Genomic DNA, 22,210 nt, shown 5'->3' on the forward strand with positions numbered 1-22,210 from the left:
CTGGGCATTGATCGCACAAGCCGACATAGCCACCTCAAAGTTCCCAACTGCTCTTCACCTGCCGTTACCGACCATTTCGGCGCACACAGGGGGTATCTCATGACCGCGAGGTCTCTCGTGGCGCGGCAGCCGAACGAACGGCTGCAGGCGCTCATCCAGGAAGCAGGCTGCTCCAACGCGGGGCTCGCCCGCCGGGTCAACCTGTGCGGCGCGGAGCACGGGCTCGACCTGCGCTACGACAAGACCTCCGTGGCCCGCTGGCTGCGCGGCCAGCAGCCGCGCGGGCGGGCGCCCTCCGTCATCGCGGAGGCACTCGGCCGCAAACTCGGCCGTACGGTCACGATCGACGAGATCGGGATGGCGGGCGGCAGGAACCTGGCCTCCGGGGTGGGGCTGCAGTTCTCGCCGACCGTGCTCGGGGCGGTCGAACAGGTCTGTGAACTGTGGCGCAGCGATGTGGGACGGCGGGAGTTCCTCTCCGGGTCGGCGGTGGCCTCCTCCGCGCTCGTGGAGCCGAGCAGGGACTGGCTGATCACGGCGATCGACCAGCAGGTCGCGCGGACCGCCGGGGCGCGGGTGGGCGCCGCGGACGTCGCGGCCGTACGGGCGATGACCGAGGCGCTCACCGGGCTCGATCACCAGTTCGGCGGCGGGCATGTGCGGCAAGTGGTTGTGCACTACCTGAACTCCGTGGTCTCCGGGCTGCTCGCCGGCTCCTACCGGGAGGCCGTCGGACGGGAACTCTTCGCGGCGGTGGCACGGCTGACCGAACTCGCCGGCTACATGGCCGTCGACACCGGCCAGCCGGGGCTCGCACAGCGCTACTACATCCAGGCGCTGCGGCTCGCGCAGGCGGCGGGGGACCGCGGGTACGGAGGGTACGTACTGGCCGCCTCCATGAGTCACCTCGCCGTACAGCTCGGCAACCCGCGCGAGATCGCGCAGCTCGCGCGGGCCGCGCAGGAAGGTGCGCGGGGGCGGGTCACGCCGCGCGTCGAGGCGATGTTCCACGCGGCGGAGGCGCGGGGGCACGCGCTCCTCGGGGACGCGCGGGCGACGCAGCTGGTCCTCGCGCGGGCGGAGGCGGCGATGGAGCGGGCGGAGGGGAGCGCGGGGGCTTCGGGCGGGGGCGGTGGATCGGGGTCGGGGTCGGGTTCCGGTGGGTCGGGGGACGATCCGGAGTGGATCCGGCACTTCGACCGGGCGTATCTGGCCGATGAGCTAGCCCACTGCTACCGCGACCTGGGGCAGGCCGGGGCGGCCGAGCGGGCGGCGCTCGAAGCGCTCGACGGGCATCCGCAGACGCGGGTACGGAGGCGGGCGGTCGGGCTCGTCCTGCTCGCGTCGGCGCAGGTGCAGCGGCGGGAGGTGGAGGAGGCGTGCCGGTCGGGGCTGCGGGCGGCGGAGCTGCTCGGGGGGCTTCGGTCGAGCCGGGGGACGGAGTATCTGGAGGACCTGCGGGTGCGGCTCGAGCCGTTTCGGGAGGAGGCGGTGGTGCGGGAGTTCGGGGCGCGGGTGGGGAGGGCCGCGTGAGGGGCGTCGAGCGGGCAGAAGGGTGGTGTGTGTCGGGGGGTTGGTGGGAGCCGGTAGCGTAGGCACGTTTCCAGCGTTCCCCCATTGGTAGGAGTCTCCGGTGACGCAGAGCGGTCAGGGCGAGGAGTCGGCCGTACCCGCAGGTGGTCAGCCGTGGGGTCAGCCATGGGGGCCGGAGTCCGCGCCCGCGCCCGCCCCGGCGCCTGCGGCCGGGGCTGATGCCGATGCCACGCAGTACATACAGCCGATGCCCGGCCAGGGGATACCGGCCGCTCCACCGCAGCCGCAGATGCCGCCCGCCCAGCCCGCGTACGCGCCGCAGGCCGCCCAGCCCGCGCAGGCTCCGCAGGCCGCCCAGCCCGGATACGCCCCGCAGGCCGCCCAGCCCGCGTACGCCCCGCAGGTTCCCCCGGCGTCTCAGCCTCCGCACGCCCCGCAGGGCGCCCAGGCGCCGCAGGCTCCCCCGGCCGCGCAGCCCGCGGCTCAGGTTCCGCCGCAGGCTCCCGCCGCGCCTGCCTTCAACGAGGCCGCGACGCAGATGTTCCAGCCCGTCGTCGATGGTCCCGGGGGCGGGTCCGGGGCGGCCGGTCCCGGGCAGTCGCTGCCCGCGCAGGGTGCGCCCGGTGCGCTGCCGCCCGAGCGGGACCCCGAGGCCACGTACCTCTTCGGCGCGCCCGGTGGCACCCAGGGCGCCCACGGCGGCGCCCCCTCCGCCCACGGCGGCGCCCCCTCCGCCCACGCTGACGCCTCCTACGGCGCCCCCGCCGGTGCGGACGCGCAGGCCACGCAGTACCTTCCGCCCGTGCCGTCCCCCCAGGGCCCCGGTGCCGTGCCGTCCGGTGGGGATCCGTACGGGGCTCCGGCCGGTGGGGCGGGGGACCGGCAGCCGCCCGCCGAGTTCGACCGTCTCTTCCGCAGCGAGCCGGCCGGTGGCGCTGCCGACTCGACCCAGCAGATGCCGCGCTTCGAGCAGCCTGCCCCGCCGCCCGCGCAGGGCCACGGCGGCCGCGCGGCCCGCCGCCGCGCCGAAGACGGTTACGGCAACGGCGGTCACCCCAACGGCGGCTACGGCAACGGGGGACACCCCAACGGCGGTTACGGCGACGGCGGTTACGGCGATGACGGCTACGCGGACGACGGATACCACGGCGGACGCGGGGGCGGCGGCGCCCCCAGCCGCAACCGTGTGCTCGCCGTCGTCGGCGCGGGGATCGTCGTTGTGGGCCTGGCGGCCGGCGGTCTGATCGGGCTGCTCGGCGGCGATGACGACGACAAGGCCGGGAAGGACTCCGAGCCCGCAGCGGCCTCCGTCTCCCCGACGCAGGAGTCCCCTTCGGCCTCCCCGTCCGCCGATCCGGCCGAGGCACAGGCCATCGAGCTCAACAAGCTGCTCGCCGACTCCAACAACAGCCGGGACGCGGTGGTCCGTTCCGTGGAGTCCATCAAGGCCTGCGAGAACCTGGAGGCCGCCGCACGCGATCTGCGGGACGCCGCCCGGCAGCGCAAGGAGCTGGTGACACGGCTGTCCGGTCTGAAGACCGACAAGCTGCCGCAGAACCGGAAGCTTCGGGACTCGCTCAACAAGGCCTGGCAGGCCTCCGCCTCGGCCGACAATCACTATGCGGCGTGGGCGGATCAGGTGGCGCAGAAGAAGGGCTGCCCGAAGGGGAAGCCCAAGGCGACGAACCACCTGCGGGCCGGGAACGCGGCGAGCGGCGAGGCGACGGAGGCGAAGAAGACCGCCGCGCCGCTGTGGAACGAGATCGCCCGCAAGTGGGATCTGTCGACCCGGGCGCCCCACCAGCTCTGACGGCGCGGGGCGTCCGCGGAGCGTCACGGGGCGTCGCGGGGGCGTCGCGGGATGTCCCGAGGAGTGTCGCGGGACGTCCCGAGGAGTGTCGCGGGCGTCGCGGGGTGTCGCGGGACGTCAGATCGTCTGCTCCAGCGTTGCCGTCATGTCCATCGCCGTCCGGCTCACGGGGCGCAGCTGTCCGCCTCGCACCTGCTGGAACCAGACGTGGGCGTTGACCATGCGCGGGTAGTCGCGGACCGCGATCGTGTCCTCGAAGCGCCAGCTCAGCGTGGGGGTCAGGCCGTCCGTGTCGACGCGGACGCCGTCGTTCAGGGCACGGACGACCGCGCGGGCGTTCACGGTGTCGTCGCCGAGTGACTCGACGACCTGCCTGAGGACCGTGTACGCGATCCACGTGTTCTGGACGCTCGCGTCCGCCGGGTCGATCCGGTTGTCGTCGAAGGCGTGCTCGCTGATCACCTTCAGCATCGGATCCCAGCGCACGTCGTTCGCCGCCGGGTACCAGCCGGTGACGTAAGCGCCTTCGTAGATACCGGACTTGCCGCCGCCGCGGTTGATCGCGGTCTGGTCGAGCGAACCGGCCACGGATCCGATCCGTACGTCCTGGAAGTCCTCGCGGACCCGGCGCATCGAGTCGAAGAACGTGGGCGTACGGTCGCCGAGCACCGCCGTCACACACCCCTCGCGGGCCTGCTCGCGCGCACCGTCCTTGCCGAGCGTGGTCGCGAGCGAGACGGGCGCGCCCGCCTTGGCGAGGGCGAGCTCCGCCTGCCGGGTGAAGTCGTTGCCGTCCTCCTTGGCGCGGATGTCCGTGGCGGTGGGGCGGCTGGCCTTCTCCAGGGAGTAGTTGAGGAGTTCGGGCAGGTCGTCGCCGGCGATGGTGTCGGGGCGTACGAGGGAGACCTTGCGGCATTCCTCGGCGAGCTGGCGCCCGTTGCCGGCCATCAGCGCGACCTGCCCGCCGTTCACGGGATACGAGAGCGGGCTGGTGAACTCGTCCTCGGTGAGCCCGAATCCGCCGATGAAAGGGATCTCGGCCGCTTCGAGGGGCGAGAGGAAGGAGCGCCCGTACTGGCTGTACGAGCCGACCACCGCCGTCACCTCGGCCTCCGCCGCGCGCCGGGCGCAGTCCGCGGCGCCGTCGACCGTGTTGTGCTCGTTGCAGGTGAGGACCTTCAGCTCGCGGCCGCCGATGCCGCCGTTGGCGTTGACCCAGCGGGCGTAGGCCTGGGCCATCGCCGGGACGCCAGGCGCGTTGGTGCCGCTGGTGTTCTCCGGCGCCCAGGTCATCACGGTGACCGGCCCGCCCGTGTCGTCGGAGGCGAGGCCGGGGATCGCGCCGCAGCCCGCGGTCAGCGCGGCGGTGACGGCGAGCGAGGCGAGGGCCGAGAGGCGCGAACGGAGGCGAAGAGGGCGGGAAGTCATGGACTGTACCTTCGCGGCGCGGACCGAACCCCTGAGTGAGACGAGCGCAACGGAACGTGACGTCGAGGTGAACAAGGGGGGCCGAAGGGGTCCGGTTGGCGAAGAACGTACGATCGGCAACCGTGCAAAGCTCGGAGAAGTCTTCACGCCGTGGCCGCCGCTCCTCCACCATGGGCGGCATGCCACTGAACGACATGCCTTGGTGGCGCTGGCGCAGCAATGTGCGCTCGGCGCTGCACATGCTCTCCGACCCGGGCTTCCAGCAGGAGTGCTGGCTGGCCGGGCGCGAGGAGGAGTACGGGGACGTCACCGACGCGGTGTACCGCCTGGTCGAGGACACCTGGCTCGACAACTGGTCGGCCGAGAAATACGTCGGCACGATCTTCCGGGACCAGCAGGAGGCCGTCCTCGTGGACGCGGCCGTGCTGCGGGTGCTGCGGATCATGCACGAGGTCGGCGCCGACGCCCCCGTACCGACGTATCTGCAGCACCCCGGCTGGCCCGAGGCCGTACGGGCCGCGCGTGAGGCGCACGTACGGCTCGCGCAGAGCGACGGGGACGATCCGGACGCGCCGCCGCGCACGCTCGAAGTGCTGCGGATCATGACGCGTTCGGCCTGAGGGCTCGATGCGCTCGGCCTGAGGGCCGCGGGTTTCGGCGCAGGTGTCCGCGGGGCGGTACGCGACCCCGGTCACCGGGCCGCGTATGGGATCCTGCCTGGATGAGCGAGCAGTCCGCCCCCGTGCCGTCGCCGTCAGCCGACCAGTACGTCCTCACCCTGTCCTGCCCGGACAAACAGGGCATCGTGCATGCCGTGTCCTCGTATCTCTTCATGACGGGCTGCAACATCGAGGACAGCCAGCAGTTCGGCGACCGTGACACCGGACTGTTCTTCATGCGGGTGCACTTCTCGGCCGAGGCGCCGGTCACCCTGGAGAAGCTGCGCGCCTCGTTCGCGGCCGTCGGGGACTCCTTCCAGATGGACTGGCAGCTGCACCGGGCCGAGGACCGGATGCGGATCATCCTGATGGTCTCGAAGTTCGGGCACTGCCTGAACGACCTGCTGTTCCGCGCCCGGATCGGGGCGCTTCCCGTGGACATCGCGGCGGTCGTCTCGAACCACACGGACTTCGCCGAGCTCGCCGCCTCGTACGGCACCCCCTTCCACCACATCCCGGTCACGAAGGACACCAAGGCCGAGGCGGAGGCGCGGCTGCTTGACCTCGTACGGGAGGAAGAGGTCGAGCTGGTCGTCCTCGCCCGCTACATGCAGGTCCTGTCCGACGACCTGTGCAAGCAGCTCAGCGGGCGGATCATCAACATCCACCACTCCTTCCTGCCGAGCTTCAAGGGCGCCAAGCCCTACCACCAGGCGCACACCCGCGGGGTGAAGCTGATCGGCGCCACCGCGCACTACGTGACCGCGGACCTCGACGAGGGGCCGATCATCGAGCAGGAGGTCGAACGGGTCGGCCACCAGGTCACGCCCGAGCAGCTGGTCGCGGTCGGCCGTGACGTGGAGTGCCAGGCGCTCGCGCGGGCCGTGAAATGGCATGCGGAACACCGGATCCTGCTCAACGGGCGCCGGACGGTCGTCTTCGACTGAGTCCGCGTCTTCGGGAGCCCTGTGCTTCGGTGCCCTCCGCGCCGGAGCCCGCCCTTTCGGAACCCTCCGCCCCGAAAGCCGGCATCGGTCCCGTACGCTGCGAGCGTGATCATGGACGACGAGCCCGCCGCGCCGCCCGCCCTCGCCCCGCTGGCCGCGCGCCTGCGTGCGGCGGGCTGTGTCTTCGCGGAGGACGAGGCCGAACTGCTCCTCGATGCCGCCGCTTCCTCACCCGCCGGCCTGGAGTCGATGATGCTGCGCCGCATCGCGGGCGAACCGCTGGAGCAGGTCGTCGGCTGGGCCTCCTTCGCGGGCCTGCGCATCCACCTCGACCCCGGCGTCTTCGTGCCGCGCCGCCGTACGGAATTCCTTGTCACGGTGGCGCTCGGACTGCCGTGTCCGACGCCGACCGTGGCCGTGGACCTGTGCTGCGGCTCGGGCGCGGTCGGCGCGGCGCTCGCCGCCGCCCTGCCCTCCTGCGAACTGCACGCGGCCGACATCGACCCGGCGGCGGTGGCCTGCGCCCGCCGCAACCTGCCGCCGTCGAGCGTCCACGAAGGCGACCTGTTCGAGGCGCTGCCCGCCTCTCTGCGCGGCCGGATCCACCTCCTGGCCGCCAACGTCCCGTACGTCCCCACCCGCGACATCCCCTTCCTTCCCGCGGAGGCCCGCGAGCACGAGCCCCACACGGCCCTGGACGGCGGCGAGGACGGCCTCGCGGTGGCGCGCAGGGCCGCCGAGGGCGCGGCCGAGTGGCTGGCGCCCGGCGGCCACTTCCTGATGGAGGCGACCCAGGCCCAGGTCCCGCTCGCCCTGCGCGTCTTCGAGGACTCGGGGCTCACCGGGCGGGTCGTCGTGGACGAGGAGTGGGAGTGCCGGGTGGTCGTGGGGACGCGGGCGGGGACGGGCGGCTGAGGAGCGGGGCGGGCGGCTGAGGAGCGGGACGGGCGGCTGACGAGCGGGACGGGCGACCGTCTGGCTGTCCGGCCGTGAGCATGCGCCGCGGCGGCTCGGGCGCCGCTTGGCCGTCCGGCCGTGAGCGTGCACCGCGGCGGCTCGGGCGACCGCCTGGCTGTCCGGCCGCGGGCGGTGTATCGCGGTGGCCTCAGACGAGCACGGTGACCAGCAGTGTGAAGGCCGCGACCGCCGCCGCGGACGGGCCGCGCGAGCGCGTCGCCGCCCTCGCGTACGCGTATCTCGACTTCGCCGAACGCAACCCCGCGGTCTACGAGGCGCTGTTTGACCTCGACGGCGGCCTCCCGTACGCGCGGGAGGACACGCCCGAGCCGCTCAAGGACGCCTTCGCCGCCCTCCTGGAGACCCTGGGCGAGGCCGCCGGCGACGCCTTCGAACCGGCCCTGTTCACCGAGGTTTTCTGGGCCTGCCTGCACGGAGTCGCCACCCTCACCCGCACCGACCGCCTGCCCTCGGAGTACACCGACCAACGCGTGAACCTCTTGGTGGACCGCCTCGGCGTGTACTGACCGTCTTGGGTGCCGTTTCGTCATACCGCCTCGTGGCCCTAGGGTCTGCCCATGATTCGCGCAGTGGTGTTCGATGTCGGTGAGTGCCTGGTGGACGAGACGCGGGAGTACGGCACGTGGGCCGACTGGCTCGGCGTGCCCCGCCACACGTTCGCTGCGATGTTCGGCGCGGTGGTCGCTCAGGGACGGGACTACCGTGACGTGTTCCAAGAGTTCCGGCCAGGCTTCGACCTCTACGAGGAGCGCGAGAAGCGGGCACAGGCCGGCCAGGCGGAGCACTTCGGCGAGGGTGACCTGTACCCGGACGTACGCGACTGCTTCGCGACCCTGCGCGCGGACGGGCTGTGGCTCGGCATCGCGGGCAACCAGACCGTGCGCGCTGGTGGCATCCTCCGCGCACTGTTCGCGGAGGACGTCGACTTGATCGGGACCTCCGACGACTGGGGCGCCTCGAAGCCCGACCGCGAGTTCTTCGTGCGGGTCGCGGATGTCGTCCCGTACGACAACGAGGAGATCCTTTACGTCGGCGACCGCGTCGACAACGATCTGGCCCCCGCCGTCGCGGCCGGCATGCGCACTGCGCTGGTGCGGCGGGGGCCTTGGGGCACCATCCAGTGGGACACCGAGGAGGCGAAAGCGCTCCCGACGTTCCGCGTCGAGAGCCTCCTCGAGCTGCCCGAGCTGATCAAGACGTTCAACGAGCAAGCGCGCTGACCGTCGTCGACCAGCCGTACAGGCGGTCGTCGAGGTTGCGGACACACGACTCGCTCTGGTGCGGGGCCAGCGCACGCCGCACGTCCCGCACTCTGTCCATGCCCGTCGCGTACCAGGTGACCTCCAACTGGTCCAAGGCCTGAGTCGCGTAGCTGCACGCCTCCTCGGGGTTTCCGGCAGCGGCCTCGACGGCGGCGAGATCACCGAGGACGACGGTGCGTTGCTTTGCTGCGTCCTCCGGCAGGTCGTTGAGCACGTGCTGCAGCGTCGTCCGGGCCTGTGGAAGGTGTCCGGCCTGCAACTGCGTGTTCCCCTTGAAGGCAGCCAGCCGGGTTGGGCCGAACCAGTCCAACCACCCTGGCGACACGTTCTCGGAACCTGCCGCGAGGGTGTCCTCGGCATGCCCGATGAGGTGCAGGGCGGTGCGCGCGTTGCCGCACCGGGTCTCGCACTCGGCTTCGACCGCGTCCAGCCAGGCGAGGAACTCGGCTGAGGCAGCCTCGCGGCGAGCGTAGGTACGAGCAGCCACCATGCGCTCAGTGGCCGTGTCCCGCTCACCGGCCCATCCCGGGATGAATGCGGTATGCGCCAGGATCGCCGCTCCCATGATGGCGTCGTCCGCCTCACCCGCGGCCTGCAGCGCTCGAAGCCATGTGCTCTGTGCGCGATCGGGTTCACGGAGGTCGAAGAACTCGATGCGGCCGGCCAACAGCCATGTCTCTGCGAGCGCAGTTGCCACCGACTGCCTTGTCCGACCGGCGGTCTCCTCCAGGAGCGTGCACCCGAGCGTGGCGTGGGCGACCGCGGCGGGATGCAGTGTCGCAGGCGCAACCGTCCAGTACAGACGCCGGTGCGAGCGCGTCACCGCCTCATAGTCCTGGCCGACCGTGGACGGTTGCAGGGCTTGTGTGGATCCGCGCGGGACGGCCGTCAGCGGGACGGCGCCGAGGGCCGGGCGCCGCGCCTCCCGGGCAGGCAGATCGCGCGTCGCCCCTGCGGGAAACCCCAGGTCCGCCAAGGTCTGCCCGAGCAGCCGTGACAATGCCTGCGCGACCTCGGGATGAGGTAGGGGAGGATTCGCGGACTCCCACCTTCGGACCTGGCGCACGCCCACGCTCAATGCGTCGGCCAGGTCTTGCTGGTTTGCGTACCCTGCGGCGACGCGCGCCGACTTGAGCCGCGTGTTTCCCGGTGTTCTCGACACTTCGTCCTCCTCCGCCTCGCTCCGAAGCGTGCCACAACAGGCCCTGTTGAAGCCATAGTTCACGCGCTCGGGCGCAAGAAAGTCCTCTTTGGTGCAGAGAAGTGACCTATTGAAGTCCTCGAACCGGGCTCGCTCGGGCGGGAGTCTGAACACCCACAGAGTCGAGGTGATCGAGGAGCCCCCACATGCAAACGAGACGCACCGTCACCCCCACAGTCCTTCGCCACCCGTCGTGGACGATCGCCGCGGACCGTACCCGGGGCGCCTCGGCTCCGCTGCGGCATGTCGAGTGCACGACGTGCGGCGACGAGTCCCCGACGGTCGCCGTGACCGAGCAGGCCGCCACCGACAGCTGGGCCGTGCGTCACGCCGGAGCCGTTGGACACACCGGATTCCGCGAGGTCGTGACCGCGTACTTGCGAGCCACCGCGGCACCCGGAAAGAAGGGCGCGTCATGGAAGCGAGCATGATCTGTCGCCACTGCGACAAGCCGATCGTGCCCGGCCAGAACTACATCGCGCTCGACAAGTTCAGTGCCAGCGGTGGCGGCATCACCCTGCACGAGCACACGAACTGCCCGCGCACTCCGGCCTACCCGCCCGCCCCGAGGCGCTTCGAGAACTCGGGCGAACACGACACCGAGAAGTGATCTGTCCAAAGGGAGTGACCATGTCTCAGAGCCTGTACGACCGCGACGTGACCGGGCCGTTCGCTGCGCTGTGCGGCGGCGGTACGGACAACGACGGGAACATGGAGTCCTGCATCTCGCTCGCCGAGCTCGCCGGTGGCGGCTACGCGCTCGGTGACACCAAGCCCGAGGGCGCGGGCCGCGAACTGCGCATGAGCGCCGAGGAGATTACGGCCTTCGCGCGGGAGTGGCTCGCCCGCGCGCAGGCTGCGGACTGACCACTCCACAGGTGCCCCGGCCCACAAGGTCGGGGCGCTACCGTCTCTCCCTCAGCTGCGACGGGCCAGGAGATACCCGTGCCTCTTGCTTCGCTGCTCGACAACCCCGCAAAGACACTGACGCCATGGCCGCGTCAGCCGCTGTTCTTCCCGCACGCTCCCGACGCCTTCGAGAACCTGCTCACGCTCAATGAGGCGCTCGACCTCATCGACCACGAGTGCCTCGCCGCGCGCAACGTCGTCCTGGTCAAGGACGGCAAGGTCCTCGAACGACATACGTACATCGACGGTGAGATGCCGCGCCCGGGAGCTCTACGCGCCCACCTCGACGACGGGGGTACGGTCTCGCTGCGCCAACTGCAGAGAGTCAAGCCGTCGCTGGCCCGGCTGCAGCGCGAGATCCAGCAGGAGACCGGCTGCCTGGTCCACGTGAACGCATACCTCACCCCGCCCGGCGCTCAGGGGCTGAAGTATCACTACGACCCGTACGTCACGCTCATCGTCCAGCTCGCAGGCCGTAAGACATGGCCGCTGCACGAGCCTCTCGTCGAGAACCCAGTGACCGAGTACGGCAACTTCCTCGGCCGCGGATTCACCGACGCCGAGCGCAGGTTCCTCGCCAACACCCCGCCCTCGCAGTCCTTCACCCTTACACCCGGCGACGTCTTCTGGCTGCCTCGCGGCTTCATCCACTCTCCGTACGCCGAGGGCGATGAGCCGAGCCTGCACCTCACGTTCGCACTCAAGGAGCGCACGTACCACTGGCTCGCCGAGCAGGTGGTACGCGAGGTTCTCGACCAGGCGCTCGTCGACCCCGCGATGCGCGAGGCAATCCCACCGGGCGAACTCCGGGGAAAGCCGTGGGCCGCAGTGGAGCACGTCCGCGAGTACCTCATCGGTGCGCTCCTTCTCACCGACCCCGAGGAGATGGCCGACCGCGCCCGGACCACGGCCCGCGGATCGACCGCCACTGTCAGCGCCTCGCGCTAGGTCCTGTCTTCCTCGCCCTTCGCTGACCCTCCTGGGAGCCGCCATGCCCCTCTCCCCGCACTGGCACGCCTACGCGTACACCGGCCGTTCTTACACGGATGCACTCATCCGACGGGGTGAAACCCCCGGTAACTACCCACCGATCGAGATCAAGAACTGGCTGACCAGGCCACGCGGCCACATCGCAGCCACCTTCACCGAGATCGAGGAAGCCGTCTCCTGGCTCAAGCAGGAACTCGTCGCCATGCCACCCGCCGGAACCGACTTCTTCCCGATCGACGAGCGCCTGGAACACAGTCGGTCGACTCTGGCCCAGACGGCGGGGAACGATGTGGTCTACGGCTACTACTCGACCTCCGGCCGGTATGTATCGCGCGCACTGATCGCGTGCCCCCGCCGCGGCATCTCCGTATGCCCCGAGAGGCGAACGTAGTCCGCACTGCACAAGAAACCAGCCGCGGGCCCGACCTGTTCGCGTCGGGCCCCGCGGCATGTGCGGGCGGGAGCGGCGGGCGGTACCCGCCGTCACATCCGGCTCAGCGAAGCCGCCGCCGACAGGACCTCGTGGATGGCCCGGCGGTCGCCGTCCTGCCCGGCCGCCGCCTCCTCCGGCAGGACGTGACCGGCGGTGAGGCGGCAGAACTCCACGCCGTCCAGGGCGACATGCGCCACCTCGTGCTCGGCCGAGCCGAGGGCGCCCGGCGAGTCGAGGGCGATCAGCCACTCGCCGCCACCGACCCCCTCCACCTCCAGGCGCAGGCTGCGTCCGGGCGTACCGGCGCGCACCAGGCCGCTGGCCGGTGCGGCCCGCCCCTCGCGGCGGCGCCGGGCGAGGGCACGGGGCAGCTGGCGGGCGGCGAGGTCGATCATCCGGTTGAGGTGGCGCGGTGTCGGCGGTGTGTACGGGTAGTCGACCGCGTCCGCGATATCGCCGGCGTGCACCCAGCAGGCGAAGGCGCGGTCCAGGAGGGAGTCCCGCAGCGGCAGGCTGAACCGCCCGTACGGCACGGACAGCTCCCCGGATCCGCCGCCCGCGAACGACACCGTGCGCACCAGCGCATGCGTCTGTTCCCGCCACGGCATCCGTACGGTGCGCGTCGGCGGGAAGTGCGAGGCCCGCCAGTACGTCTCGGTGCGTTCGCCGGGCGAGGCCTCCTCGGGGGCGATCGGGCCGAGCGGATCCTCCAGGCCGAGCGCGAGCGCCACGAGCCCGTCCACGCTCAGCAGATGCGCGATCACCCCGGCCACGGTGGTCCGCCGGTTCGCGGGACGGTCCGACTCGCCGTCGTACCACTTCAGGCGTACGGGCGCGTGCCACTCGCCGTCGCCGATGTCCTGGAGCAGCGCGTCGAGCCGCGCCGTCTCCGCGTCGTACGGGGCGGCCCAGTCGGGCACGGGTATCCGCGGCGGCCGCCGGTCCAGGCAGCCGGCGAGGACCCGTGAGCGCAGCCCCGGGTCGAGGTCGAGGCTCTCCTCGGGCTGCAGCAGCCCCACCGCGTCCCGCAGCCGCAGCGCCTCGTCCGCGCAGGAGCCGCAGTCGCCCAGGTGCAGTTCGACCGCGGTGGCCTCCTCGGGCGAGCAGGCCGCGAGCGCCCAGGCGCCGAGCAGCGACTTCAGTACGTCGTGCGGCAGTGCCAGGGGCGCGGGCTCCACCGGTTCGGGCAGCGGGCGGCCGCTGTCCTCCACGGACGTCCGCGGCGGCGGGATCCGGGTGGGTGCAGGGGCGCCCGGGTGCTCGTCCCTGTCCGGCCCCTGGCCCCGGCCCCCGCCCGGCTCGTCGTCCGGCTCTTCGTCCGGATCGTGCGGGCCGGGGTTCATGTCGCTCTCCCGTACCCCTGCCGTCCCCGGCCTCCGCCGCCGTTGCCGCGGTCGTTGGCCGAGGAGAGCAGTTGCAGCCCCAGCCGCAGTCGGCGGCGTGCCTCGTCCTCGGTGACGCCCAGGTCGGCGGCGGTCTGGCGGTAGTCGCGGCGCTGGAAGTAGGCGAGTTCGAGTGCGGCGCGCAGCGGGGCGGGCATGGACGTGACGATGTAGTCCGCGCGTGCGGCCACCGAGGCCTCGCGGACCTTGCGCTCCAGGTCCTCGGCGCTGCCGGGGCCGCCCTCGGCGAGCGCCGCCGTGCCCTGGGTGCGCAGCCGCTGCACGGCCTGGCGCTGGGCGAGGCCGGCGATCCAGGAGCGCAGCGGGCCGTTCCTCGGGTCGTAGGCCTCCGGGTTCTCCCAGACGAGGGCGAACACCTCGCGGGTGACCCGGTCCGCGGCGTCCTCGTCCTCCAGGACGCGGTGCGCGAGGCTGTGCACGAGCGAGGCGAAGCGGTCGTACAGCTCGCCGAGCGCGGCGGCCTCGCCGCGCGCGAGCCGCTGCTGCATTCTGCGGTCCCACCGGGGTGGTGCGTTGTTCGCCATCAGGCCCCTCCCGAACCTCTTGACCCGTGCGTGCAGCGTGCGCGGTGCGGGTGTCTGGTGTCCCCTCCCGCCGCTCCCGCCGCGCTGCGTTGTCCCCCGGCTCGAATGTAGTCCGAGTTGTTGTCCGTGTACGCCCCTTTACTGCAATGTGCGTCCGCGGCGGGGCCCGGGATGGTAACGAATGCGTCACCTTCACTCACCCGAGGCAACTGAATGAACCTGACCGAAGTCGATCTAGTTAGATCGAATCAGGCGAAACGTGATAGGGCTTCGGAGGTAAGCCAGGTCTCAGTGGAGAACTGTTTCAGCGGGTAACCGCGAGGGCAGCCGCGAGACCAGGAAGCGAAAGGACTGCTTCCGGATCTTCGAGCGAGAGGCATGGTGTGACGCTCAAGGTGACCGAGGCGGATCGGGGCGGCTGGGCCGTCATCCAGGTCAGCGGTGAAATGGACCTGGTGACCTCCCCGGCCCTGCGCCAGCGTGTCCACGACGCGGTCGCGGACGGCCGCCGCAGCGTCGTGCTCGACCTCTCCGAAGTCCTGTTCTGCGACTCCTCCGGCGTCGGCGTGCTCATCGCCTCCCGCCGCCTGCTGCGCTCCTGCCAGGGCCGCCTCCGCCTGATCCTGCCCGCCCGCGGCGCCGAGGACGGCTCCCACGTCAACCGGGTCCTCGCGGCCCTCGGCGTCCGCCGCCTCTTCGAGGTCTACCCGGACGCGGCCTCCGCGGCGGACGACTCGGCCCAGCCACTGACGGCCTGAGCGGCCCGCCCCCTGCCTCTGAGCGGCCGGCCCCGGCTCCGGGCCGTCCCCGGCTCCGGGCCGTCCCCGTGCTGGCTGCCGGCTGCCGGCTAGAGCTTCTCCTTGGCGACGGCCACCAGCGCGTTGACGGCCGCCTTCGCCCGGGCGGTGCGCGCGTCAAAGTCCTCCCGGCCCTCCGCCTTCGGGATCAGCGACACGAGGTCCAGCGCCCGCTGCGCCGCCTCGGGTACCTCCGGTCCCTCTGTGATGAGCCGCAGCCGGAACAATCCCTCGTACACCTCCACCCGCAGGTCGAAGGCGCGCGCCTTCAGCGCGGCATGCGTCTCCTCGAACTCCCCGCCGTTGCAGATGAGCCACCGCTCCATCTGCGCCCGCCGGTACATCATCAGCGCGCCCGCGTACGCGCTGTACACCTGCAGCCGCTCCTGCCGCAGCTGCTCGCCGCGCGCGAACTTCTCGCCGCGGACCAGCGCCCGTTTCTGGTAGCCCTGGCTCACCACGACGCCCAGCAGGGTTCCCAGCACGGCTATGACACTCGCAACAGCCTCCATACGCACAGTCGATCATGCGGACACCCCGCGCAGCGGCTTGTCCCGGATTCTCGACAGCCTCGATACGGAGCCGAATTTTCCGGGTGTGCAGCGCATACGCCGACGTACGCTCACCTCTGACGTGATTGCCACCGCATCCGAGACTGCCGCGGCATCCGTGACCGCCATCGCACCCCGACGAGTTTCGAGTGAGGCCGCCGAAATGGACAGCGCAGAATACGAGCGCAGGATCGCCGCCCGCTTCGCCCGCTTCGACCAGAACCGCAACGGCTATATCGACCGCGAGGACTTCTCCTCGACGGCGCAGGCCCTGCTCGCCGAGTTCGGCGTGACCGCCCGCTGCGACAAGGGGCAGGCGCTGTACATCGGGGCCGAGGCCTTCTGGCAGGGCATGGCGGGGATCGCGGACGTGATCGGCGACCAGCGGGTCTCGCGCGAGGAGTTCGTGACCAGCGCGGTCAAGCGCCTGCGGGACAGCCCGCAGCGCTTCGCCGAGATCGCCCGCCCGTTCCTGCGCGCGGTCCTCGCGGTCGCGGACCAGGACGGCCAGGGCGTGAAGCCCGCGGACGCGGAACGCGTCCTGCGCGTCCTGGGCGTCGCCCCCTCCGCGATCCCCGTGGTCATGTCCACCCTGGACCCGGCGGGCACGGGCCGCATCCTCGCCGAGGACCAGCTCCTCGCCGCGCTCGCCGAGTACTTCACGACGCCGGAGCCGTAATCCGGCCGGCCTGGGCGAACACGTGCTGCGGCGTGCGCGCGGCTGCGGCTGCGGCAGCGTGCGCGCAGCCGCAGCCCAAGCAGTCGGCCGGCTCGCCCTTGGCAGTCGGTCAACTCACCCTTGCCCGCCCGGGATTCACAGACGGCCGTGAGCAGCGCCTGCCTCGCGCGGGTCCGGCCGGTCCGGCACCACGCGCCCACCGTCGGCTGCGAGACCCCGGGGCCAGGTCTCGGTCGAGCGGAACGCGCCGAGCAGCCCGAGCGCCGAGGTGCCTGCCATGAGCGACAGCGCCGTGGTCCAGCCGGCGCCGCTGTCCGCCACCCATCCGAACAGGGGTTGCAGCGCCGCGGAGGTGGCGAACACTCCGGCGTTGAGCACGGCCAGGGCGGTGGCCGCCACCGCCGGGGAGACCGACTCGCGCAGGGCCGCGAACGACACGGTCACCTGCGAGGCCGCGGCACCCAGCAGTACGTAGAGCAGGACCCCCTGCCATCCCGCGGTCCAGGGCAGCACCGCCAGACCGGTCCAGCCGGCGAGCGCCATCGCGCTGGTGGCCAGCAGGAACGGCTTGCGTCGGCCGGCGCGGTCCGACCAGAGGCCGATCACCAGGCATCCCACGCCGTACGTCACCAGCGCCGCCGTGGTGTACACGGCCGCGGAGGTGTTGGACAGTCCGCGGGTCTCGGTCAGCAGCGGGACGCCCCACAGCCCGGCGAAGGCGTAGAACACGCCATTGGTGCCCATGGTCGCCAGCAGCAGCGGCCACATCTCCCGGCAGCGCAGCGCGGCCACCAGGCCGGCACGCCCACCGGGGCCCGCCCCCGCGGATGCGGCGGGAGCGCCGGGCGGGCGGTCGCGGACCGCCACCGCCACGCCGAGCGAGAGGACGAGTCCGATGAGCGCCACCGCGGCGAACAGCTGCCGCCAGCTGAAGTGCTCCAGCAGCCACGCCGCGGGCGAGCCCGCGACGACGGCCCCGGCGGCGGCCAGCAGCATGGTGACCCCGGTGATCGCTCCGTAGGTCTCGGGCCGGAACCAGTCGGCGTTGTACTTCATGATGCCGACGAACACCACGGACAGACCGGCACCCGTCAGCACGGGCCCGGCCGAGCCCGCGGCCAGGCCGTGGGCGCCGGAGAGCACCAGCGAGCCGGCGGCGGTGACCATGGAGCCCACGGCCACACAGATCCGGGATCCGTAGCGGTCCACCAGGAGCCCGGCGGGAATCTGCGCCACGGTGTAGATCCAGAAGTGCCACGAGGCCAGTGCGCCCAGCTCGGCTCCGCTCGCGTTCAGGCTCGTGGAGAGGGAATCGGCGAAGGTGGCGGGGGCGAACCGGTGGAAGAACCCGAGTACGAAACACCCCGCGAGCACCGACCAGCCCGCGAGCCGGCGCACGCGGTGGTCAGACATCGAGCACCTGGTCCAGGATCCAGTTGTCCAGTCGGTGCACCACGTGCTCCTCGGACACGTAGCACCCGGGCGCGGAGGCCTTCAGTCCTCTCTGCTGGTATTCGGTGATCCAGTCGTCCTCTTCGATGACCTGGTCCAGTCGCTTGTAGTAGCGCTTGGCGACCTCGCTGAAGTCGGGCCGCTCGACGGTGGAGGCGGGGAAGGAGTACCCGACGCGCACGCGGGTGCGCGTCGCGGAGTCCGGGATCTTGTGGATCCACCACATGACGTCCTGGGCGGTGACGAGGAAGAATCCGGGCAGCAGGATGGAGAAGTGCGCTCCCTTGGCGGCGGCGCCGGTCAGACCGCTGGTATGCGGGAAGCCCTGGTCCCGCTCACCCGGATGCAGGGCCGGGGTGTGCTCGGATTCGTGGTAGACGCCGATCCAGTTCCCTTCGGAGACCGGAAGGGTGACCGGCTGTTCACCGATCGAGTCACGATGGATGTGCTTGGTGTGCAGCGTCTCCATGTCCACTTCGGCATAGAGCTTCCAGTTGGATTCGAGGACGTATTCACGCTGCTCGACCGCGACCATCTGCCCGGTCCGGTGCGGGGCGGCGACGGTCGGGATGTAGTTTCCGAGGTATGCGTCCAGGGTGGGTGAGTTCTTGGTGTCCCCGAGGTGCACGAAGATCAGCCCCTCGCGGATTCCGGAGGGCACCTGGAGCAGGTTCCGTCCGAGTCCGGCGAGTTCCTCGCGGCTGTGACCGTCCAGGCCGGGCGCGTGTTTGAGTACGCCTTCCAGGCTGTAGGTCCAGGAGTGGTACGGGCAGCGCATCCCGCGGCAGGTGCCGGACGCGTCCTCGACGACCAGGGATCCGCGGTGCCGGCAGGAGTTGCGGAACACCCGCACTTCGTGGTCGTCGCCGCGCACGACGAGGAGCGGCTCGTCCAGTAAGCGAAGGGTGAAGAAATCACCGGGGTTGGGGACGGATGAGGCCAGTCCCGCGAAGTGCCAGGCAGGGCGGAACATGGCCGCCATCTCACGCTCGAACCATTCCTGATCGCTGTACACCCAGTGCGGCAGGGTTTCCGCGCGTTCACGTGGCAGGCGGGTCCTGGCGTAGTGCCTGGGATCGAATATGTCTTTCGGTGTTTCCATCGGAATTGGACTTCCCTTGTTCTGCGGCGGGTTGAGACTGCTGCGGTCCTCAGGAGTTGGGTGTGACGTTCTTGGCCGGGATCCAGAAGTCGGCGTTCTCGATGCCCAGCTTCACCGGATCGAAGACGGGGTCGATGCCCGCCCGCCGCTGGGCCTCGTAATCCCGCAGTGCGACCAGTGCGGGCTTGGCGAGGAAGATGACGCAGACCATGTTCACCCAGCCGAGCGCGGCGTAGCCGACGTCGCCGATGGCCCAGATGATGTCCGCCGACTCCACCGATCCGTAGAAGACCATGGCCAGGATGGCGATACGCAGCACGTGTACGAGCGCGGAGCTGCTTGTTCCGCCGGTGAGGTAGGTGAGACTGGTGTCCGCGATGTAGAAGAAGGCCACCAAGGTGGTGAAGGCGAACAACGCCAGGGCGATGGCCACCACGTGTGAGCCGCTTCCCGCGAAGACCGTGTCGACGGCCTGCTGTGTGAACGCGGGCCCGGCGTCCACACCCGGAAGGTGCGTCGCGAGCTTCTCGCCGTTCTCCGTCCGGACGTTGTAGCTGCCGGTCACCACGATCATCAGCCCGGTGGCCATGCAGACGAACAGCGTGTCGACGTAGATCGAGAACGACTGGACGAGTCCCTGCTTGGACGGGTGCGAGACCTCGGCCGATGCCGCGCCGTACGTCCCTTCGCCGACGCCTGCGACGTTGGAGAAGATGGCCCGGCGGACACCCCAGGCGATGGCCGCGCCGACGATCCCGCCGAAGACCGAATCGGCTCCGAAGGCGCTGGACAGGATGGTGGCGATGGCGCCCGGTACCCGTTCGGCGTTGACCGCGAGGACGACGAGCGCCACCAGTACGTACGCCAGTGCCATGAAGGGCACCACCCGGTCGACGACGGCGATGATGCGCCTGCGTCCGCCGATGATGACGAAACCGAGGGCGACGACGAGTACGAGGGCGGTCGCCCATGGGCTGATCCCCATGGCCTGTTCGAAGCCCGCCGCGATGTTATTGGACTGGACGCCGGGGGCGAGGACCGCGTACAGGACGAGCGCGGCCGTCGCGGCCACGACCGCAAGCCACTTCTTCCGCAGCCCCTTCTCTATGTAGTACGGGATGCCGCCACGGAACTGGCCGTCGACTCTGCTCTTGTAGATCTGGGCGAGCGTCGACTCGACGAACGCGGTGGCTCCTCCGAGGAAGGCCATGACGGCCATCCAGAACAGCGCGCCGGGTCCGCCGAATCCGATCGCCGTGGCCACACCGGCGATGTTCCCGACCCCCACCCGGCTGGAGAGCGTGAGCGCGAGTGCCTGGAACGACGACACTCCCGCCTCGGAGCGCTCTCCGGTCCGGATCAGACGGATCATGTCCGGTATGCGGCGTATCTGGATGCCGCGCGTGAGCACCGTGAGTATCAGGCCGAGGCCGAGCGCCAGCACGACCAGCGGATTCCACAACCAGTCGTTGAGAGCGACGAGGAAGTCCATGTTCACCCTGCTTTCGGAGGTCAAGGATGAGGAGTGCCTGACGTGGCGTCCGAGGTTCGGGACTGCCGCGAGCGGCAGGTGTGTCCGGAACACGAAGTCGCAGGGCTGCGATGAGTTCGAGGTACCCGCCCGAGCCGATGGTCGAGATGAGCTGCGCCGGAGGGTCACTCCGAGGCTGATCGGCTCCTGTGTTGCACGGCGCTCCCACCAGCCGGTTTTGCCTGCCGGGGAGCGCAGGACCCATGTGTACCATGTTACATGTCACATGTTCTAGGCATGCGTGTGCCGTTGACCCAGCGTGCCGGGCGGGCGTTCATCACGTGGACGGGTCGTAGAGGTCCGGCGGGCCGGGGAGAAGGAGGCGTGCGGACGAACTTGAGCGAACGGACGTCAGCGAGGGGACGTCAGTGAACGGACGTCAGTGAACGGACGTCGGTGAACAGCCTCGCGGGAGGCGGACGGCGCCTCAGGCGAACCGCTCCCGCAGCTTGTACTTGAGTACCTTCCGCAGCGTCTCGTTCCGGGGCAGCGCCGCCACCACCTCGAGCTGCTCCGGCAGCTTGTGCGTGGAAAGGCCCTCCGCCCGGAGGTAGTCCGTGACCTCGGTGAGGGTCAGGGGCGCGGCGCCGGCGGGCTGTTCGACCACCGCGCAGACCCGCTCGCCCCGCGCCTCGTCGGGCAGCCCGATGACCGCCGCGTCACCGACCGCCGGATGCCGGTGCAGGAGATCCTCGATCTCCTTCGCCGAGATGTTCTCGCCCTTGCGGATGATCACGTCCTTCGCGCGTCCGGTGAGCACAAGATGGCCGGATTCCGTCAGATGCCCGAGGTCCCCGGTGATCAGGTAGCCGTCCGCATCGAAGACCTCGGCGGTCTGTGCCGGGTCCAGGTAGCCCTGGCACACCGCCTCGCCCTTCAGCCGCACCTCCCCATCCGTACCGGCGGGCAGCTCCTTGCCCTCCGGGGACGTGATCCGGACGGACATGGCGGCAGGCGGACGGCCCTCCGTCGTCGCCAGGTGCTCCGTGGTGTCGTCCGGCGCGCCCATCGTGATCATGGGCACCTCCGTCATCCCGTACCCGTGGGTGAGTTGGCAGCTCATCTCCCGTACGACGGCGTGGTAGACCTCGGGGGGCTTGGGTGCGCCGCCGCCCGCGAGCAGGCGGAGTGTCGGGATCAGCTTCTCGCCGGGCTGTTTGCGCTGTTCGGCGAGGAACATCGAGTAGAAGGCCGTCGATCCGCCGGCCGTCGTGACCCCGTGGCGCCGGTAGCCGTCCAGCGCCCCGGGCAGCGCGAACTTCTCGAAGAGCACCGCGGGGAACCCGTACAGGAGCAGCATCACCAGGTAGTCGGGCCCGCCGATGTGCGCGTACGGGAAGGCGATCGAGCCCACGTCCTCGGCAGACAGGCGCAGCGCGTGTGCCAGGCAGGAACCGCCCGCGATCAGTGACCGGTCCGTGTGCAGTACGCCCTTGGGGTCGGATGTCGTGCCCGAGGTCCAGTAGATCCACCGCACCGAGGTGCCCTCGGCGGGCGGCGGCGGCAGGATGCGCGGATCGCCGTCGGGGAGCGTGTCATAGGCCTCGAAGATGCCGCGCGCCCCGAGCCGCCGCGCCATCTCCGTGTGGTCGAAGCCCCGCCATACGCCGGGGGAGGCGAAGAAATCCGCTTTGGACTCGCGCAGCGCGAAGCCGACCTCCTTGTCCCGGTAGAAGGGGATGACCGGCGACTGCACGGCCCCGATGCGGGCGAGGGCGGCCGAGAGCAGGACGGTCTCGATCCGGGTGGGAAGCTGCCAGGCGACCACCGTGCCGGGGCGTACGCCCATCTCCCACAGCCCGGCCGCGACCCGCTCGCCGCGGTCGCGCAGCTCGGCGAAGCTCAGGCCGCGGTCGTCGGCGGGGGAGTCCTCGGCCTGGATCAGGGCGCGGCGGTGCGGGGTGCGGGCGGCGCGGCGGCAGATCAGCTCCCAGAGCGTGGGCGCCGAATCAAGACCCGTTCCCGACGTGCCTGCTGACTCGCTCATCACGGACCTCCGTAGCCCCAGGACCACCACAGCT

Annotated in this window: 22 protein-coding genes and 1 pseudogene; 14 read left to right on the forward strand and 9 right to left on the reverse strand. The window is 71.0% G+C overall.

Translation table 11 applies throughout. The features are described 5' to 3' along the window. Positions 1-99: 99 nt before the first annotated feature. Together ACLF6P_RS11555 and ACLF6P_RS11560 are read left to right on the forward strand one after the other, a co-directional pair. Positions 100-1,533: a transcriptional regulator gene (locus ACLF6P_RS11555; RefSeq protein WP_415949959.1), complete on the forward strand. Its 1,434-nt coding sequence runs from the start codon at positions 100-102 to the stop codon at positions 1,531-1,533. A gap of 100 nt (positions 1,534-1,633) precedes the next feature. After that, positions 1,634-3,343 (forward strand): hypothetical protein, encoded by a 1,710-nt coding sequence (locus ACLF6P_RS11560; protein WP_415949961.1) that lies wholly within the window; start codon positions 1,634-1,636, stop codon positions 3,341-3,343. 117 nt (positions 3,344-3,460) lie between these two features. Here ACLF6P_RS11560 and ACLF6P_RS11565 read toward each other — a convergent pair whose 3' ends face one another. Beyond that, positions 3,461-4,771 (reverse strand): ABC transporter substrate-binding protein, encoded by a 1,311-nt coding sequence (locus ACLF6P_RS11565; RefSeq protein ID WP_415949962.1) that lies wholly within the window; start codon positions 4,769-4,771, stop codon positions 3,461-3,463. Between the two features lie 170 nt (positions 4,772-4,941). Here ACLF6P_RS11565 and ACLF6P_RS11570 point away from each other — a divergent pair, with 170 nt between their 5' ends. From ACLF6P_RS11570 to ACLF6P_RS11590, 5 genes and pseudogenes are all read left to right on the forward strand, one after another. Beyond that, a complete protein-coding gene (locus ACLF6P_RS11570; protein WP_415950176.1) occupies positions 4,942-5,391 on the forward strand; it encodes an SCO4402 family protein in 450 nt (149 codons plus the stop codon). A 101-nt stretch (positions 5,392-5,492) separates the two neighbouring features. After that, positions 5,493-6,377: a formyltetrahydrofolate deformylase gene (gene purU / locus ACLF6P_RS11575; protein WP_415949963.1), complete on the forward strand. Its 885-nt coding sequence runs from the start codon at positions 5,493-5,495 to the stop codon at positions 6,375-6,377. Between the two features lie 111 nt (positions 6,378-6,488). Then, positions 6,489-7,292, forward strand: a complete 804-nt coding sequence (locus ACLF6P_RS11580; RefSeq protein WP_415950177.1) for a putative protein N(5)-glutamine methyltransferase — start codon at positions 6,489-6,491, stop codon at positions 7,290-7,292. 212 nt (positions 7,293-7,504) lie between these two features. Further along, a pseudogene (locus ACLF6P_RS11585) lies at positions 7,505-7,861 on the forward strand (TetR-like C-terminal domain-containing protein); the annotation flags it as partial. Between the two features lie 51 nt (positions 7,862-7,912). Beyond that, positions 7,913-8,575 (forward strand): HAD family hydrolase, encoded by a 663-nt coding sequence (locus tag ACLF6P_RS11590; RefSeq protein WP_415949964.1) that lies wholly within the window; start codon positions 7,913-7,915, stop codon positions 8,573-8,575. Here ACLF6P_RS11590 and ACLF6P_RS11595 read toward each other — a convergent pair. Next, positions 8,556-9,779, reverse strand: coding sequence for a helix-turn-helix transcriptional regulator (locus tag ACLF6P_RS11595; RefSeq protein WP_415950178.1), 1,224 nt, complete (start codon positions 9,777-9,779; stop codon positions 8,556-8,558). The genes ACLF6P_RS11590 and ACLF6P_RS11595 overlap by 20 nt on opposite strands. 185 nt (positions 9,780-9,964) lie before the next feature. Here ACLF6P_RS11595 and ACLF6P_RS11600 point away from each other — a divergent pair, with 185 nt between their 5' ends. The 5 genes from ACLF6P_RS11600 (at position 9,965) to ACLF6P_RS11620 (ending at position 12,108) form a co-directional block, all read left to right on the forward strand. Further along, positions 9,965-10,249: a DUF7848 domain-containing protein gene (locus ACLF6P_RS11600; protein ID WP_415949965.1), complete on the forward strand. Its 285-nt coding sequence runs from the start codon at positions 9,965-9,967 to the stop codon at positions 10,247-10,249. Next, the gene (locus ACLF6P_RS11605) at positions 10,246-10,428 is read left to right on the forward strand and encodes a hypothetical protein (protein WP_415949966.1); all 183 of its coding nucleotides are present in this window, start codon (positions 10,246-10,248) and stop codon (positions 10,426-10,428) included. Before ACLF6P_RS11600 ends, ACLF6P_RS11605 begins: the two co-directional genes overlap by 4 nt. 20 nt (positions 10,429-10,448) lie before the next feature. Then, a complete protein-coding gene (locus ACLF6P_RS11610; RefSeq protein WP_415949967.1) occupies positions 10,449-10,685 on the forward strand; it encodes a DUF397 domain-containing protein in 237 nt (78 codons plus the stop codon). A gap of 78 nt (positions 10,686-10,763) precedes the next feature. Continuing rightward, entirely contained in the window at positions 10,764-11,675 is a 912-nt protein-coding gene (locus ACLF6P_RS11615; RefSeq protein ID WP_415949968.1) for a JmjC domain-containing protein, read from the forward strand. Positions 11,676-11,718: 43 nt separating this feature from the next. Further along, the gene (locus tag ACLF6P_RS11620) at positions 11,719-12,108 is read left to right on the forward strand and encodes a hypothetical protein (RefSeq protein ID WP_415949969.1); all 390 of its coding nucleotides are present in this window, start codon (positions 11,719-11,721) and stop codon (positions 12,106-12,108) included. Positions 12,109-12,200: 92 nt separating this feature from the next. On the opposite strand, the gene ACLF6P_RS11625 is transcribed toward ACLF6P_RS11620, so the two are convergent. Together ACLF6P_RS11625 and ACLF6P_RS11630 are read right to left on the reverse strand one after the other, a co-directional pair. Continuing rightward, entirely contained in the window at positions 12,201-13,493 is a 1,293-nt protein-coding gene (locus ACLF6P_RS11625; RefSeq protein WP_415949971.1) for a zf-HC2 domain-containing protein, read from the reverse strand. Continuing rightward, positions 13,490-14,077, reverse strand: a complete 588-nt coding sequence (locus tag ACLF6P_RS11630; RefSeq protein WP_415949973.1) for a sigma-70 family RNA polymerase sigma factor — start codon at positions 14,075-14,077, stop codon at positions 13,490-13,492. Before ACLF6P_RS11630 ends, ACLF6P_RS11625 begins: the two co-directional genes overlap by 4 nt. A gap of 383 nt (positions 14,078-14,460) precedes the next feature. Between ACLF6P_RS11630 and ACLF6P_RS11635 the strand changes: the two genes are divergently transcribed. Continuing rightward, positions 14,461-14,835: an STAS domain-containing protein gene (locus tag ACLF6P_RS11635; protein ID WP_415949974.1), complete on the forward strand. Its 375-nt coding sequence runs from the start codon at positions 14,461-14,463 to the stop codon at positions 14,833-14,835. Positions 14,836-14,924: 89 nt separating this feature from the next. On the opposite strand, the gene ACLF6P_RS11640 is transcribed toward ACLF6P_RS11635, so the two are convergent. Next, positions 14,925-15,359 carry a hypothetical protein gene (locus tag ACLF6P_RS11640; protein WP_415949976.1) on the reverse strand — a complete coding sequence of 145 codons (435 nt, stop codon included), beginning with the start codon at positions 15,357-15,359 and terminating at the stop codon, positions 14,925-14,927. Positions 15,360-15,588: 229 nt separating this feature from the next. Between ACLF6P_RS11640 and ACLF6P_RS11645 the strand changes: the two genes are divergently transcribed. Further along, the gene (locus ACLF6P_RS11645) at positions 15,589-16,104 is read left to right on the forward strand and encodes an EF-hand domain-containing protein (protein ID WP_415949977.1); all 516 of its coding nucleotides are present in this window, start codon (positions 15,589-15,591) and stop codon (positions 16,102-16,104) included. 135 nt (positions 16,105-16,239) lie between these two features. Here ACLF6P_RS11645 and ACLF6P_RS11650 read toward each other — a convergent pair whose 3' ends face one another. From ACLF6P_RS11650 to ACLF6P_RS11665, 4 genes are all read right to left on the reverse strand, one after another. Further along, positions 16,240-17,517, reverse strand: a complete 1,278-nt coding sequence (locus ACLF6P_RS11650) for an MFS transporter (protein ID WP_415949979.1) — start codon at positions 17,515-17,517, stop codon at positions 16,240-16,242. After that, a complete protein-coding gene (locus ACLF6P_RS11655; RefSeq protein ID WP_415949980.1) occupies positions 17,510-18,658 on the reverse strand; it encodes an aromatic ring-hydroxylating oxygenase subunit alpha in 1,149 nt (382 codons plus the stop codon). Before ACLF6P_RS11655 ends, ACLF6P_RS11650 begins: the two co-directional genes overlap by 8 nt. A gap of 49 nt (positions 18,659-18,707) precedes the next feature. Beyond that, the gene (locus tag ACLF6P_RS11660) at positions 18,708-20,150 is read right to left on the reverse strand and encodes an alanine/glycine:cation symporter family protein (protein ID WP_415949981.1); all 1,443 of its coding nucleotides are present in this window, start codon (positions 20,148-20,150) and stop codon (positions 18,708-18,710) included. A 466-nt stretch (positions 20,151-20,616) separates the two neighbouring features. Then, positions 20,617-22,176, reverse strand: a complete 1,560-nt coding sequence (locus tag ACLF6P_RS11665; RefSeq protein WP_415949982.1) for a class I adenylate-forming enzyme family protein — start codon at positions 22,174-22,176, stop codon at positions 20,617-20,619. Between the last annotated feature and the right edge of the window lie 34 nt (positions 22,177-22,210).

Source organism: Streptomyces lothianensis, from assembly GCF_047779955.1.
GTDB lineage: Bacteria > Actinomycetota > Actinomycetes > Streptomycetales > Streptomycetaceae > Streptomyces.

What these genes read in the sequence shown, in the direction of transcription:
- ACLF6P_RS11555 (WP_415949959.1), top strand. Translation starts at nt 100, where the DNA reads ATGACCGCGAGGTCTCTCGTGGCGCGGCAGCCGAACGAACGGCTGCAG.
- ACLF6P_RS11565 (WP_415949962.1), bottom strand. Translation starts at nt 4,771, where the DNA reads ATGACTTCCCGCCCTCTTCGCCTCCGTTCGCGCCTCTCGGCCCTCGCC.
- ACLF6P_RS11570 (WP_415950176.1), top strand. Translation starts at nt 4,942, where the DNA reads ATGGGCGGCATGCCACTGAACGACATGCCTTGGTGGCGCTGGCGCAGC.
- purU (WP_415949963.1), top strand. Translation starts at nt 5,493, where the DNA reads ATGAGCGAGCAGTCCGCCCCCGTGCCGTCGCCGTCAGCCGACCAGTAC.
- ACLF6P_RS11580 (WP_415950177.1), top strand. Translation starts at nt 6,489, where the DNA reads ATGGACGACGAGCCCGCCGCGCCGCCCGCCCTCGCCCCGCTGGCCGCG.
- ACLF6P_RS11590 (WP_415949964.1), top strand. Translation starts at nt 7,913, where the DNA reads ATGATTCGCGCAGTGGTGTTCGATGTCGGTGAGTGCCTGGTGGACGAG.
- ACLF6P_RS11600 (WP_415949965.1), top strand. Translation starts at nt 9,965, where the DNA reads ATGCAAACGAGACGCACCGTCACCCCCACAGTCCTTCGCCACCCGTCG.
- ACLF6P_RS11605 (WP_415949966.1), top strand. Translation starts at nt 10,246, where the DNA reads ATGATCTGTCGCCACTGCGACAAGCCGATCGTGCCCGGCCAGAACTAC.
- ACLF6P_RS11610 (WP_415949967.1), top strand. Translation starts at nt 10,449, where the DNA reads ATGTCTCAGAGCCTGTACGACCGCGACGTGACCGGGCCGTTCGCTGCG.
- ACLF6P_RS11620 (WP_415949969.1), top strand. Translation starts at nt 11,719, where the DNA reads ATGCCCCTCTCCCCGCACTGGCACGCCTACGCGTACACCGGCCGTTCT.
- ACLF6P_RS11625 (WP_415949971.1), bottom strand. Translation starts at nt 13,493, where the DNA reads ATGAACCCCGGCCCGCACGATCCGGACGAAGAGCCGGACGACGAGCCG.
- ACLF6P_RS11630 (WP_415949973.1), bottom strand. Translation starts at nt 14,077, where the DNA reads ATGGCGAACAACGCACCACCCCGGTGGGACCGCAGAATGCAGCAGCGG.
- ACLF6P_RS11645 (WP_415949977.1), top strand. Translation starts at nt 15,589, where the DNA reads ATGGACAGCGCAGAATACGAGCGCAGGATCGCCGCCCGCTTCGCCCGC.
- ACLF6P_RS11650 (WP_415949979.1), bottom strand. Translation starts at nt 17,517, where the DNA reads ATGTCTGACCACCGCGTGCGCCGGCTCGCGGGCTGGTCGGTGCTCGCG.
- ACLF6P_RS11655 (WP_415949980.1), bottom strand. Translation starts at nt 18,658, where the DNA reads ATGGAAACACCGAAAGACATATTCGATCCCAGGCACTACGCCAGGACC.
- ACLF6P_RS11660 (WP_415949981.1), bottom strand. Translation starts at nt 20,150, where the DNA reads ATGGACTTCCTCGTCGCTCTCAACGACTGGTTGTGGAATCCGCTGGTC.
- ACLF6P_RS11665 (WP_415949982.1), bottom strand. Translation starts at nt 22,176, where the DNA reads ATGAGCGAGTCAGCAGGCACGTCGGGAACGGGTCTTGATTCGGCGCCC.